The following is a 13,593-nucleotide window of genomic DNA, read 5'->3' as shown; positions in this document are numbered from 1 at the left end:
ATGGAATATGAAGGGCCTTATTTTCCTGATCAGGATGCAGAAGGCGATTTTCGGGCAATCACCTTGTCAATGCGTTTGCCATCCAGATCCACCACTTCAAAATCCCAGCCGGTACAGAAGATACGCTCTGTTTCCTCGGGGAGCGATCCGGTGACATACATGAGCAACCCGGCCAGCGTGTTGTAATGGTCTTTATCCTCGTCGGGCAATTCCTCGATTTCCAGCCGTGCCTTGAGCTCACTGACCGGAATCATGCCATCAAGCAGCCATGCACCATCTTCTGTTTGCTGCGCCCAGGCTTCTTCATGGCTGTCGGTTTTCAATTCGCCGGTAATGGCCTCTAGCAGATCGCGCGGCGTCATCAGGCCCTGAATCTCCCCATATTCGTCCACCACGATGACCATTCGCCCCACCTGGGTGCGGAACTGTTCCAGCAACTCCATGCCGCTGAGCGTTTCGGGCACGAAAGTGGCCGGCATGGCAATCGATTCGAGCGTCTGCGAATCATCCACATTTTCGGCCAGCATGATGCGGCCCACATTGACCACGCCAATCACATTGTCCAGGGTGTCGCGGCACACCGGATACCAGGAATGGATGTGGTGGTCTGCGGCATTTTCCATGGAGCCATGCAGCATGCGCAGGGCTTCTGCCACGGTGGTCTGTGCGTCAAACCAGTCGATTTCGTTGCGCGGCACCATGATGGAAGACAGCACGCGATCGTCCAGCAGGAACACGTTCTGCACCATCTGGTGCTCGTGTTCCTCGATCAGGCCGGCATCCACGCCCTCTTCCAGGCTGGCGGCAATTTCTTCCTCGGTCACCTTGCGTGAACCACTGGTGTCGATGGGCAGCAGCTTGAGCACGGCCGTGGTGGACGCCGACAGCAGCAGCACGAAGGGCTTGGTCAGGCGAGCCAGACTGCTCATGGGTCGCGCAATCCAGCGCGCCACCAGTTCAGGGTAGATCTGGCCGATGCGCTTGGGCACCAGTTCGCCGAAGATGATAGTGGTGAAGGTGATGATGGTGACCACCAGCGCCGTGGCAGTCACTCCGGCCGGGCCTGCCGGCATGCCCAGATCCTGCAGCATTGCAGCCACCATCGGGCTGAAGGCGGCTTCACCCACGATGCCGTTGAGCACGCCAATGGACGTGATGCCGATCTGCACCGTGGACAGGAAGTGGGTGGGGTTGTCGATCAGCCCCAGTGCAGCAGTAGCACCCTGATCTCCCGAGGCGCTCATGGCATCGAGTCGCGCCTTGCGGCTTGATGCAATGGCCATTTCCGACATGGCAAATACCCCGTTCAGCAGGGTCAGGAAAATGATGAGTAAAAGGTCCATGAACTCAAGGGATAATGCTGCGCATTATGGCAATGTACTGTATTGGGGATATTCAGGGCTGCGATGCCGCGTTGGCAGATCTTCTGGATCGGCTGGCATTTTCGCCCAGCCGCGACTCGCTGTACGTGTTGGGTGATCTTGTGAACCGGGGGCCGGCTTCGGCCAGTGTACTGCGTCGCCTGATGGCAATGGATGGCAGTGCCTTCTGCCTGCTGGGTAACCATGATATCCATCTGCTGGCCGTATCGCAGGGGATCCGCCAGATGGGCCGCCGCGATACGCTCACCGAGCTGCTGGTGGCACCGGATGCGCCACTGCTGCTGGACTGGCTGCGCCGCCAGCCACTGGCCCTGTATGCCAACCGGTGCCTGATGGTGCATGCCGGGGTACAGCCCCAATGGGACGTGGCACAGACACTGGAATGTGCGGCGGAAGTGGCAGAGCACCTGCGCAGCGGCGACTGGACGCGCTTTCTGTCCGAGGCCTTCGGCAACCATCCGGCGCTGTGGCGTGAAAGCCTGCACGGAATGGCGCGCTGGCGCCTGATCATCAACACGCTGACGCGCATCCGATTCCTGCATGTGGATGGCAGCCTGGACTTCTCGCACAAGCGCGGCATCGAAGAGGCCCCTGATGACCTGGTTCCCTGGTTTGCCCATCCGCTGCGCCGCACCGCCGATACGCTGGTGGCCTTTGGGCACTGGTCGGCCCTGGGGCTGATCACGCGGCACAACCTGCTGGCACTGGACACGGGTTGTGTGTGGGGGGGTGAGCTGACGGCAGTGGAAATCACGCCCGAAGGAACGCCGGGCGAAGTGATCCAGGTGACGAGCGCCACCAGCGCGGAAATCTGAGCGCAGTCAGTTGCCAGCGCTGCTGCCGTTGTTTCCGGACGCAGCGGGACGGAACAGGGCAGCCACCGAACGCTTGGGACGGATGTTGGCGCTGAGGCCCGGACGCGTCGCCACACGGCGCGGCGCCTGCTCCCAGGAAGGCGCTTCGTCGCGCTGCGGGGCCTCGTAGGGCTTGTCGAAGAAGGGATCGGCCATGCGCGGGGCACGGCGGTAGCGATCGCCAGAGGGTTCTCGCGAGCTGCCGGCATCCCCGTGGTCGCGCTCGTGGCGCAGGCGGCTGCCTTCTTCACGACGCGGAGGCGGACGGCGGTCAGGCCGACCACCGCGGCCTTGGAGGACGATGCTTTCCGGCTTGATGCTCTGGCGCGTGAGCTTCTCGATCTCGCCCACCAGCTTGCCATCGCCATTGCCGACCAGGCTGATGGCCAGGCCATCGGCGCCGGCACGACCGGTACGGCCGATGCGGTGCACATAGTCTTCGGCGTTGAACGGGATGTCGTAGTTGAACACCGCCGGCACATCCTTGATGTCCAGGCCGCGGGCTGCCACATCGGTACAGATCAGGAAGTCCACCTCGCCGGCCTTGAAGGCATCCAGAGATTTCAGGCGCTCGTCCTGGCTCTTGTCGCCATGCAGTGCAGCGGTCTTGAGGCCTTCACGCTCCAGATGGCGGGCCAGACGGGCACAACCGAGCTTGCTGTTGGTGAAGACAAAGGCCTGGCGCAACTGGTTCTCGCGAATCAGCTGCTGCAGCGCGGCGCGCTTGTCGTCATCGTCCACGCGCACGAAGCGCTGCGTGACGGTAGCGGCCGTGGCGTTGGAACGCGCCACTTCGATGGTGACCGGATTCTGCAGGTAGCTGCCGGCCAGACGCTTGATCTCGGGCGAGAAGGTAGCCGAGAACAGCAGCGTGGTGCGCTGCTTGGGCAGGTAGGCCAGGATGCGCTCCAGATCGGGCAGGAAACCGATGTCCAGCATGCGGTCGGCCTCGTCCAGCACCACATATTCGACCTGATTCAGTACGCAGTTGCGCGCCTCGATATGGTCCAGCAGACGGCCGGGTGTCGCCACCAGCACTTCTACGCCGGCTTTGAGCTGGGCCGTCTGCGGCTTCATGTCGATACCGCCGAACACAACGGCGCTGCGCAGTTGCGTGTACTTGGCGTACTGCTTGATCTGCTGGGCCACCTGGTCCGCCAGCTCGCGCGTGGGCAGCAGCACCAGGGCGCGCACAGGGTGTCGTGCCGGGGACACGGAGGTGGTCTGGTGCTTGAGCAGGCGCTGCAGCAGGGGCAGGGAGAATGCCGCCGTCTTGCCCGTACCCGTCTGCGCAGCGCCCATCACGTCCTGTCCGGCAAGGACGACGGGGATGGACTGGGCCTGGATCGGGGTCGTGTTCACATAGCCCATCTCGGCTACCGCGCGTTGCAGCGGCTCGGCCAAGGGCAGTTGGGCATAGGTTACGGTGGCGGTTTCTGTCATGCAGCAGAAGTCTCTTTACTGAGCGAGGGCAAATGCCCAAAAGCCAAGGCAGCTGAGCCACCTTGGCGGGAAAAACACATTATCCGGCTGTTGCGCGGCCGCGACAAATTCGCGCCGCGAGCACCTGTTACAGGGCGCTGGCGTTAAAGGTATCGCAAGCCTTGACGGAGCCGGTTTGCAGGCCCGTATTGAACCAGCGCACGCGCTGCGCGCTGGAACCGTGGGTGAAACTGTCTGGAACAACATAACCCTGGCTGCGCTTTTGCAGTGCATCATCGCCGATTTTCGCCGCGGCGTCCATCGCGCGTTCGATATCGCCCTGCTCCAGAATCTGGCGTGCACGGTCGGCATGGTTGGCCCAGACACCGGCCAGACAATCGGCCTGCAGCTCGACGCGCACGCTCAGCGCGTTCATCTGGCGCTCGCTCACGCGGCCGCGCATGGCGTCGACCTGACCGGTCACACCCATCAGGTTCTGCACGTGATGGCCGACTTCGTGGGCGATCACGTAGGCCTCGGCGAATTCGCCGCTGGCACCCAGGTCACGCTTGAGGGTGTTGAAGAAATCCAGGTCGAGGTACACCTTCTGGTCGCCCGGGCAATAGAACGGGCCCATGGCTGCCTGGCCAGTGCCGCAAGCCGTTGCCGTGCGGCCGCTGTACAGCACCAGCTTGGGCTGCACGTAGTTGGCACCACTCTGCTTGAACAGGTCGGTCCAGACGTCTTCGGTGTCGGCCAGCACGGTGGACACAAAGGCTGCAACCGGATCCTCCTTCGGCGGTGCGGGAGCCGGCGCCGACTGGGTAACGGGTGCGGTGCCTCCGCCGCCCGAGAGGATGTTGATGATGGTAAGCGGGTTGACGCCGAAGATCATGCTGCCGACCAGAGCGAGCACGATGGTGCCGATACCGATGCTGCGGCCGCCCAACATGCCTCCCAGACCGCCGCCACCCTGTCCCCGTCGGTCTTCCACGTTGCCGGACTGGCGATTACCTTCCCATTTCATTGTGATGTTCCTTTACAGTCTGGACAGTGTCTCTTGGCATGCTCTCCCTCCCGATCACAGACGCAACTGTGCTCAGGGTGCAGATTGATTATGCGCCAGAGTCCCCTGCGACGCACGGTGCTTTCTGTAGGAAAGATGCCCAACTTCCTGTACCGTGTGACCGATTCACGCCAGCCGCCTTTTCATGGCCCGGCCATTGTTCCAGAGCACCATGCACAGCAACACCGAACTCGCACTTCCCTACCCTGCCCTCGCCGCTGAAATCGCCGCCCTGCTGGCCGACACCAGCGTACACGTACCGCCGCGCATCGTGGCGCCGCTGCATGGCGGTGGCTCACTGTTCGTGATGCCGGGTTCGGACACGCAAGTGGCCATGACCAAGGTGATCAGCTTCACGCCGGGAAATGTGGGTACGGCGCGCCCCACCATTCAGGGGGATGTGCTGGTGCTGGACGTGGCGACCGGAGAGCGCCGTCTGCTTCTGGACGGCCCCACTGTGACTGCACGGCGTACTGCCGCCGTGTCGCTGCTGGCGGCGCAGCGCCTGGCACCCAACCCCGACGGGCCGGTGCTGATCGTCGGCGCCGGCGTGCAGGGCAAGGCCCATCTGGATGCTTTTGCCGCGGGCCTGGGCAGCCGCCGCTTCCGCATCGCCTCGCGCTCGGCCAGCAGCGCCGAGCAACTGGCAGCCCATGCGCGCCTGCACGGGCTGGAGGCCGAAGTAGTGACCGATCCGGATGCTGCGCTGCAGGACTGTCCGCTGGTAGTGACCTGCACGCCGGCCAGCCAGGCGGTACTGCATGCCACGCCGCGTGCCGATGCCTTTGTCGCGGCCGTTGGCGCCTTTACGCCGGCCATGGTGGAGCTGAGCCCGGAATTCTGCCGCCACTTTGCCGAACAGGGCCGCATCGTGGTGGATACACCGGAGGCAGAGCATGAAGCCGGCGACCTGCTGCAGGCGGGACTGGAAGTGGCCGGCATGCCGACGCTGACGGATGTGGTGCTGCAGGGCACCGCCACGCAGAAGGACTTGCCGGTGCTGTTCAAGAGCTGCGGCTGGGCCGGATGGGATCTGGCTGCGGCACGGCTGGCGATGCGCGTGGCCGCCACTGCCTGATCCGCCCTCGTCTGCGCGGGGCAGCATGGCCACGAGGGGCCGGACAGCCCGCGCGTGATCTGGAGAGAGGATCGCCAGGGGCGTCCCTGATCCTTCAAGAACCAAACAGGCCCCGGGCAGACGCGAGCCAGCCCGTAAAGGAAAGACGTCTGATCAGGTCTTGGGCAGCGTCACGCCGACCTGACCCTGGTACTTGCCACCACGATCCTTGTAGCTGGTTTCGCAGACTTCGTCGCTTTCGAAGAACAGCACCTGGGCGCAGCCTTCGCCGGCATAGATCTTGGCGGGCAGCGGCGTGGTGTTGCTGAACTCAAGCGTTACATAGCCTTCCCACTCAGGTTCGAACGGCGTGACATTGACGATGATGCCGCAACGGGCATAGGTGCTCTTGCCCAGGCAAACGGTGAGCACATTGCGCGGGATGCGGAAATACTCCACCGTGCGCGCCAGTGCAAAGCTGTTGGGCGGGATGATGCAGACGTCGCTGTGAATGTCGACAAAGCTCTTCTCGTCGAAATTCTTCGGATCGACCACCGTGCTGTGGATGTTGGTGAACACCTTGAACTCGGGAGCGCAGCGGATGTCGTAACCATAGCTGCTGGTGCCATAGCTGACGATCTTGTGCCCGTCCGGCGAGAAACGCACCTGGTTGGGTTCGAATGGCTCGATCATGCCGTGCTCTTCGGCCATGCGGCGGATCCACTTGTCGCTCTTGATACTCATGCTGTGCCCCGGAAATTCCTGCCAGTTGTCATGGCCGTGATTCTACGCGGGCGGAGCGTTCCGCCCGCTTCTGCTTTCTGCGAACCTGCATGACCTGGCCGCAGACACAAAAAAACCGGCTCGCAGGGAGCCGGTGATAGGGAGTGGCAGCCGGTCAGAACGACAGGATCCACTTGGCGAGCGTGCGGGCATCCGCTTCGCTCACATTGGGGTTGGGCGGCATGGGCACGGCACCGAAACTGCCCGACCCGCCCTGGCGGATTTTCTGCACCAGGGCTGCCTCGGCGGACTTGCCCTTGTAGCGGGCGGCGATGTCCTTGTAGGACGGACCGACCACGCGCTTGTCGACCGTGTGGCAGCTCAGGCAGTTCTTGGAGCGTGCCAGCGCCTCGGACGCCTGCGCGCCCTGAACCACGCCGAACAGCAGGCCCGCTGCGACAGCGATGCTGGAAATGGTGGTGAGTTTCATGGAAGCTCCTTCGCTCAATGCATGGCAGGCGGCATCGCCTGCTTGCCGGTTTCGATCAGCGCCCTGCAGGAAAAGTTCCATGCAAGGGACCGCAATGCCGTGAATCTTAGCCCTTTTGTTGTTCCTGCGCGCTGAAGCGGGATTGCAACTTGCGTAACGGTGTTGCCATGTGTCGCTGTCTGGATACACGGTGGCGGGCACCGGCTGCAGGGACGGGCTGAACACGATGCCACATGCATTCGCACGGCGCTGGCCGGCAGGCAATGTCAGTCACCGATGCGAGCCGGTCTGTGCGGCTCGCACCTGTCCCCTCGCCTTACTTGCCCAGCGGCGGCGCCTGCACGCCCTGTGCCAGCCAGTTCATGGCCTGCACCTGGGCATCCGCGGCAGTCTGGCCGGCGGGAATGCGCAGCGCACCGTCACGATCCCGGATCGGGCCCGCGAACGGCTGCAGCTTGCCGGCTGCCAGTTCCTGCTGGCGACGCATGACTTCCTGCTGGACGGCTGCGGGCACCTTGCGACCGAAATCCCCTACGCGGATGGCCCCCTGGCGCACGCCGTTCCAGACGTTCTGGCTCTGCCAGCGTCCCTGCTGCAGCGCCTTGATGCGGCCGATTTCGTAATCGCCCCACAGGTGCGTGACAGACAGCAGCTGGTAATCGGGCGCGTACTTGCGCATGTCGGAGTGGTAGCCGATCACCCAGCGGCCGCGCTGCTGCGCAGCCACCGGCACCGCCGTGGAGCCCGTGTGGAAAGCCAGCACATCGGCGCCCTGATCCATCAGCAGCGTAGCCGCCTCGCGCTCACGCGCGGGGTTGAACCACTCGTTGAGCCAGATCACGCGCACCTGCGCCTTGGGGTTGACCGAACGCATGCCCTGCGTGAAGGCGTTGATGCCCTGCAGCACCTCCGGGATCGGGAATCCGACCACATAGCCAGCCAGATTGGACTTGGTAACGCGGCCAGCCGCGATGCCGGCCAGGTAGCGGCCTTCGTAGTAGCGCGCGTTGGCGGTGGCGATGTTGGCGGCCTGGCGATAGCCCGTCAGCACTTCGAATTTCACCTGCGGGAACTCGCGCGCCACTTTCATGGCCGGCTCCATGTAGCCGAAGCTGGTGGTGAAGATGATCTGGTTGCCTTGGCGCGCCAGATCGCGCAGCACGCGCTCGGCATCCGGCCCTTCGGCCACGCTGGCAACGTGGGTGGTGCGCACGCTGTTGCCAAGGGCGCGCTCGACCTGGCGGCGAGCCTCGTCGTGCTGGCGCGTCCAGCCAGCATCAGTCACAGGCGTGACATACATCCAGGCAGCGCGGGTGGGGGTGGAAGAAGCAGCGGGGGTTTGGGCGACAACGCCCTGTGCAGCAGACAAGGCCAAAGCGGCCAGCAAGGTGGCCGCGAGGTTTTTATACATGGTGTTCCTCTACATGGCTCCGGAAAAGAAAAGCGCTGCGGGCTGGAGCACGGCCGGTGCAGCGGGCGAAATTGTACTGCCCGCTCCGGCAGCGCGGGGGCTATTGTGTGGCCTTGCAACACCTGCGGTGTTCAGCAGTACAGGCGATGCCAACAAAAATGCCTGCACGAGGCAGGCATTTGCAGTGGGGAACAGAGGCCCTTCTTTTCTGGATTGTGCTTGCGACACCCCTGCGATTGCCGGGCAGGCAACTGCCGACTACGGGCGCCGAAGCATTTCGGTCCGGTTTTCGCCGTTCAGCGGCTACCCGGCACCTGGCCCTCGACCCCCTTCACGAAGAAGTTGATGCCGCGCAGGAACTTGTCGTCAGCCACCTGGTCCTTGGCCAGCAGCTCCTTGCCGGACTGGTCCACCAGCGGGCCTTTCCAGATGTGGAAGCTGCCGGATTTCAGGCCGGAGCGCACTTCCTCCAGCTTGGCCTTGGCGTCTTCGGGCACATCGGCAGCCAGCGACACCAGGTCGATCGCGCCTTCCTTCACGCCCCACCAGGATTCGCCGCTCTGCCACTTGCCATCGAGCACGTCACGCACGGTCTTGATGTAGTACGGGCCCCAGTTGATCACGGCAGAACCCAGGTGCGCCTTGGGACCGTATTGCGTCATGTCGGAATCCCAGCCAAAACCGCGTTTGCCCATTTTTTCGGCAGTCTGCAGCACGGCGGACGAATCGGTGTTCTGCATCAGGATGTCGGCGCCGCCGTTGATCAGGGCCGTGGCGGCCTCGGTTTCCTTTGGCGGATTGAACCACTCGTTCACCCACACCACCTTGGTGGAGATGGCCGGATTGACGCTCTGCGCGCCCAGCGTGAAGCTGTTGATGTTGCGCAGCACCTCGGGAATCGGCACGGAAGCGACCACGCCGAGCACATTGCTCTTGGTCATCTTGCCGGCGATCACGCCCGCCATGTAGGCACCCTCGTAGGTGCGGCTGTCGTAGGTGGACAGGTTGGCGGCCGTCTTGTAGCCGGTGGCGTGCTCGAACTTCACCTCGGGGAAGTCACGCGCGACCTTGACCATGGATTCCATGTAGCCGAAGGTGGTGCCGAACACCAGCTGGTTGCCCTGCGAAGCCATGTCACGCAGCACACGCTCGGCGTCGGACGACTCGGGCACCTTCTCGACGAAGCTGGTCTGTACCTTGTCGCCAAACTCCTGCTCGATGGCCTTGCGCGCGTTGTCGTGTGCAAAGGTCCAGCCACCATCGCCCACCGGGCCGATGTAGGCGAAGGCGATTTTCAGCGGACCCTTGGCAGCTGCTGCCGGCGCTGCAGAGCTGGCGGCTGCGCCGGACGTGCCGGTTGCCGGCGCATCCTTCTGGCCACAGGCGGCAAGAGTCAGTGCGGCGGCGGCACAGGCTGCCGCGCGCAAGGCGGTGCGCTTGGAAAAATCGATCATGGGTGTAGCTTCCTTGTTGTGATTCAGGAGAGGTCGGCAGGCTCAGATCGGCGGGCCATCAGGCACCGGGATGGAAGGGCTTGCCGAGTGCTGCCGGCATATTAATGCGAATCCATGTCGGATTGCGCGAGATCAGCGCCAGCACGACGATGGTGGCCACATAGGGCAGCATGGTGAGCAGCTGGCTGGGCACCTGCACGCCCTGGCTCTGCAGCCAGAACTGCAGCATGGTGACGCCGCCGAACAGCCAGGCCCCCAGCAGCACGCGCAGCGGCCGCCAGGTGGCGAAGGTGGTGAGCGCCAGTGCGATCCAGCCCTTGCCGGCGACCATGCCCTCCACCCACAGCGGGGTATAGATCACCGAAAGAAACGCACCCGCCAGCCCGCACAGCATGCCGCCGGCAATGACGGCCGCAAGACGGATACGGCGCACCGGATAACCCAGCGCATGCGCCGATTCGGGTGCCTCGCCCACGCTGCGCACGATCAGGCCGGCACGGGTGCGGTAGAAGAACCACAGCAGGCCCAAGGCCAGCGCCACCGAGAGGTAGACCACCGGATGCTGGCGGAACAGGGCCGTGCCCAGCCAGGGCAGATCGGACAGCAGCGGCAAGGCGTGCTGTGCACGGGCAGGCAGGCTGGCCTGCACATAGCCAGTGCCGGCAAAGGCCGAGAAGCCTGCACCGAACAGCGACAGCGCCAGTCCGGTGGCGAACTGGTTGGTATTCAGCCAGATCACCAGGTAGCCGAGCGCAGCGGCCAGCAAGCCGCCTGCCAGCATGCCGGCGGCAAAGCCGATCCAGTCATTGCCGGTGTGGACCACGGTGGCAAACCCGGCCAGTGCGGCGCAAAGCATCATGCCTTCCGCCCCCAGGTTGACCACCCCGGCCTTCTCGTTGATCAGCAAACCGAGCGAAGCCAGCGCCAGCACGGTGCCGGCAGCCAGCATGGAGGCGACAAGCAGTGCGGACTGTTCCATCACGCACCTCCTTTCGCGACCCTGTTCGGGCGCAGCCACTGCAGGCGGTAGTGGATCCAGGTGTCGCAGGCCAGCAGCGTGAACAGCAGCAGGCCCTGGAACACGCCGGTGATGGACTTGGGCAGGCCCAGGCGCGATTGCGCCAGTTCACCGCCGATATAGAACATGCTCATGAGGATGGCTGAGAGCACCATGCCGACCGGATGCAGGCGCCCGACAAAGGCCACGATAATGGCGGCAAAGCCGTAGCCGGCAGGAACATGCGGCGTGAGCTGCCCCAAGGGACCTGCCACTTCCAGCGCCCCAGCAAGGCCGGCGGCACCGCCCGAAATCAGCAGAGCCGTCCAGAGCGCGCGGCGCGAGGAGAAACCGGCAAAACGTGCCGCTGCAGGCGCAAGGCCGCCTACCTGCTGCGCAAAGCCCGGCAGCATGCGGAACAGGAACACCCATAGCAGGCCGGCGCCGATCAGCGCGATCAGCAGACCGGCCGACACACGCGAGCCATCCATCAGGCGCGGGATTTCCGTCACCGCCTCGAACATGCGCGTCTGCGGAAAGTTGTAGCCCTGCGGGTCCTTCCACGGCCCATAGACCAGATAACCCAGCACCTGCTCGGCCACATACACCAGCATCAGGCTGACAAGGATTTCGTTGGCATGGAAGCGGTCGCGCAGCAGCGCCACTATGCCGGCCCAGGCCATGCCGCCCAGCACACCAGCCAGTAGCACGGCCAATACGATCCAGCGGCCAGTCTGCGCGTCGGCCATCAGCGCAACGCCTCCGGCCGCCACGGCGCCGATAATGAACTGCCCTTCTGCCCCGATGTTCCAGACGTTGGAACGGAAGCAGACTGCCAGACCAAGCGCAATGATGAGCAACGGCGTCGCCTTGAGCAGCAGCTCGCCAATCGCATAGGCGTTCTTGACCGGCTCCACGAAGAACACGTTCAACCCCTGCAGCGGATCCTTGCCGAGCAGGATGAACAGCAGCACACCAATTAGCACCGTCAGCGCCAGCGCCAGCAAGGGCGATGCATAGCTCCAGAAACGCGAAGGCCGCGCGCGCGGCACGAGTTGCACGGATGTCATGCCTGCACCTCCGCAGCCGCGTCGAGCGGACTCACATCCCACAGCCCGCTCATCCAGGCTCCCAGCTGTTCCACCGTGGCCTCGCTGGCGGGAATGGACGGCGACAGCCGTCCCCGCGCCAGCACCAGCAGGCGATCACTCAAGGCAAACAATTCGTCCAGCTCCTCGCTCACGACCAATACCGCGCAGCCGGCATCGCGCAGCGCCAGGATTTCGGCATGGATCTGCGCCTGCGCGCCCACATCCACGCCCCAGGTCGGCTGCGACAGGATCAGCAACTGCGGACCGGCGTCGATCTCTCGGCCCACGATATATTTCTGCAGATTACCGCCCGACAGCGCACGCGCAGGCACATCCACACCGGAGGCCTTGACGCCAAAACGCTCGATGATGCCCTGCGCCTGTTCACGCAAGCGCCCCATGCGGATCCAGCCACCGGGAGCCACCGCCTCGCGCCTTGTCAGCAGCAGGTTGTGGGCCAGCCCGAGCATGGGAACGGCGCCGCGACCGAGCCGCTCTTCGGGCACCACGTGCATCCCGGCAGTACGCCGGCGCCGCGGTCCCCAGCGACTGATGTCCTGCCCATGCAGGCGAACCATGCCGGGCGCGGCACGCACATCCTCGCCATCCAGTGCGGCCAGCAATTCGTGCTGGCCGTTGCCCGACACGCCGGCTATGCCCACCACTTCTCCGGCACGCACCTCGAAAGACACGCCCTGCAGTTCGGTACCGAACTGGTGCTGGCTAGGCAGGCTCAGGCCATACACCTCGAGCACCTGCTTGCCGGGCGCGCTGGGCTGCTTGCGCAAGGCCGGCGGCTCCGCGCCGATCATCATGCGGCTGAGCGAGGCGTTGCTCTCCTGCTGCGGATTGCACTCTCCACTCACACGCCCGCCTCGCAGCACGGTACAGGCCGTGCACAGGGCACGGATTTCATGCAGCTTGTGGCTGATATACAGAATGCTGCAGCCCTCGGCGGCCAGACGCCGCAGCACCTCGAACAGACCCTGCACCGCCTGCGGCGTAAGCACGGAAGTGGGCTCGTCCAGAATCAGCAGGCGCGGATTGGTCAGCAAGGCGCGGATGATCTCGACGCGCTGGCGCTCGCCTACCCCCAGCGTATGCACGGCACGCTCCGGATCCAGCGGCAGGCCGTAGACGGAAGCCTTCTCGCGGATCATGGCCTTGACTTGCGCCAGGCTGTGGCTGCGATCCAGACCGAGCCAGACGTTCTCGGCCACCGTGAGCGTATCGAACAGGCTGAAGTGCTGGAACACCATGGCGATGCCCAGCGCACGCGCCTGTTGCGGCGTTTCCACACGTACCGGCTGGCCATCGACGGCAATGCTGCCTTCGTCAGCTTGCACAGCGCCGTAGATGATCTTCATCAGCGTGGATTTGCCGGCGCCGTTCTCACCCAGCACGGCATGGATCTCTCCCGGTTGTACCGTGAGCGAGACAGCCTCGTTGGCTGTGACACCGGGGTAGCGCTTGGTAATGTCGGTAAGCTGCAGTCGGGGTGCGGGCATGGGTTGCGCGGACAGGCTGTGCCGCCTCGCAGCGTATGCGGGGCCGCAGAAAAAAGCCTATTGTCGGGGCAAATTCACCTTTTGTGACATCTGGCGTGTGCGCTGCCGCTGCGGCATGTCCCCACCGCAATTGCTGCC

At 64.2% G+C, this 13,593-nt stretch carries 12 protein-coding genes; 2 read left to right on the top strand and 10 right to left on the bottom strand.

What is annotated here, in order from left to right:
* Nucleotides 1-29: 29 nt before the first annotated feature.
* A complete protein-coding gene (locus tag BMW28_RS04210; RefSeq protein ID WP_091814213.1) occupies nucleotides 30-1,343 on the bottom strand; it encodes a hemolysin family protein in 1,314 nt (437 codons plus the stop codon).
* A 14-nt stretch (nucleotides 1,344-1,357) separates the two neighbouring features.
* Between BMW28_RS04210 and BMW28_RS04205 the strand changes: the two genes are divergently transcribed.
* Nucleotides 1,358-2,197, top strand: a complete 840-nt coding sequence (locus BMW28_RS04205) for a symmetrical bis(5'-nucleosyl)-tetraphosphatase (RefSeq protein ID WP_327020811.1) — start codon at nucleotides 1,358-1,360, stop codon at nucleotides 2,195-2,197.
* Between the two features lie 6 nt (nucleotides 2,198-2,203).
* Here BMW28_RS04205 and BMW28_RS04200 read toward each other — a convergent pair whose 3' ends face one another.
* Together BMW28_RS04200 and ypfJ are read right to left on the bottom strand one after the other, a co-directional pair.
* Nucleotides 2,204-3,679, bottom strand: a complete 1,476-nt coding sequence (locus tag BMW28_RS04200) for a DEAD/DEAH box helicase (protein WP_091814211.1) — start codon at nucleotides 3,677-3,679, stop codon at nucleotides 2,204-2,206.
* Nucleotides 3,680-3,806: 127 nt separating this feature from the next.
* On the bottom strand, nucleotides 3,807-4,685 hold the full coding sequence (gene ypfJ / locus BMW28_RS04195) for a KPN_02809 family neutral zinc metallopeptidase (protein WP_091814208.1): 879 nt from the start codon (nucleotides 4,683-4,685) through the stop codon (nucleotides 3,807-3,809).
* Between the two features lie 211 nt (nucleotides 4,686-4,896).
* Between ypfJ and BMW28_RS04190 the strand changes: the two genes are divergently transcribed.
* The gene (locus BMW28_RS04190) at nucleotides 4,897-5,802 is read left to right on the top strand and encodes a delta(1)-pyrroline-2-carboxylate reductase family protein (protein ID WP_234969967.1); all 906 of its coding nucleotides are present in this window, start codon (nucleotides 4,897-4,899) and stop codon (nucleotides 5,800-5,802) included.
* Nucleotides 5,803-5,955: 153 nt separating this feature from the next.
* On the opposite strand, the gene dcd is transcribed toward BMW28_RS04190, so the two are convergent.
* The 7 genes from dcd to BMW28_RS04155 all read right to left on the bottom strand — a co-directional run bounded on the left by dcd (nucleotide 5,956) and on the right by BMW28_RS04155 (nucleotide 13,455).
* Complete coding sequence (gene dcd, locus BMW28_RS04185; protein ID WP_091814203.1) at nucleotides 5,956-6,525, bottom strand: dCTP deaminase; 570 nt, start codon at nucleotides 6,523-6,525, stop codon at nucleotides 5,956-5,958.
* A 154-nt stretch (nucleotides 6,526-6,679) separates the two neighbouring features.
* Complete coding sequence (locus BMW28_RS04180) at nucleotides 6,680-6,994, bottom strand: c-type cytochrome (protein WP_091815477.1); 315 nt, start codon at nucleotides 6,992-6,994, stop codon at nucleotides 6,680-6,682.
* A gap of 316 nt (nucleotides 6,995-7,310) precedes the next feature.
* Nucleotides 7,311-8,405, bottom strand: coding sequence for a BMP family ABC transporter substrate-binding protein (locus BMW28_RS04175; RefSeq protein ID WP_091814200.1), 1,095 nt, complete (start codon nucleotides 8,403-8,405; stop codon nucleotides 7,311-7,313).
* A 296-nt stretch (nucleotides 8,406-8,701) separates the two neighbouring features.
* Nucleotides 8,702-9,859: a BMP family ABC transporter substrate-binding protein gene (locus BMW28_RS04170; protein WP_091814197.1), complete on the bottom strand. Its 1,158-nt coding sequence runs from the start codon at nucleotides 9,857-9,859 to the stop codon at nucleotides 8,702-8,704.
* 58 nt (nucleotides 9,860-9,917) lie between these two features.
* Nucleotides 9,918-10,838, bottom strand: a complete 921-nt coding sequence (locus BMW28_RS04165; RefSeq protein WP_091814194.1) for an ABC transporter permease — start codon at nucleotides 10,836-10,838, stop codon at nucleotides 9,918-9,920.
* Entirely contained in the window at nucleotides 10,838-11,926 is a 1,089-nt protein-coding gene (locus tag BMW28_RS04160) for an ABC transporter permease (protein WP_091814191.1), read from the bottom strand. The genes BMW28_RS04165 and BMW28_RS04160 overlap by 1 nt, the downstream gene beginning before the upstream one ends.
* Nucleotides 11,923-13,455: an ABC transporter ATP-binding protein gene (locus tag BMW28_RS04155; protein WP_091814189.1), complete on the bottom strand. Its 1,533-nt coding sequence runs from the start codon at nucleotides 13,453-13,455 to the stop codon at nucleotides 11,923-11,925. The genes BMW28_RS04160 and BMW28_RS04155 overlap by 4 nt, the downstream gene beginning before the upstream one ends.
* Nucleotides 13,456-13,593: the final 138 nt, after the last annotated feature.

It is taken from the genome of Allobrachymonas denitrificans DSM 15123, from assembly GCF_900110225.1.
Taxonomy (GTDB): domain Bacteria; phylum Pseudomonadota; class Gammaproteobacteria; order Burkholderiales; family Burkholderiaceae_C; genus Brachymonas; species Brachymonas denitrificans.
The sequence above is the reverse complement of the archived record's forward strand: the minus strand, read 5'-3'. Positions and strand labels throughout refer to the sequence as shown.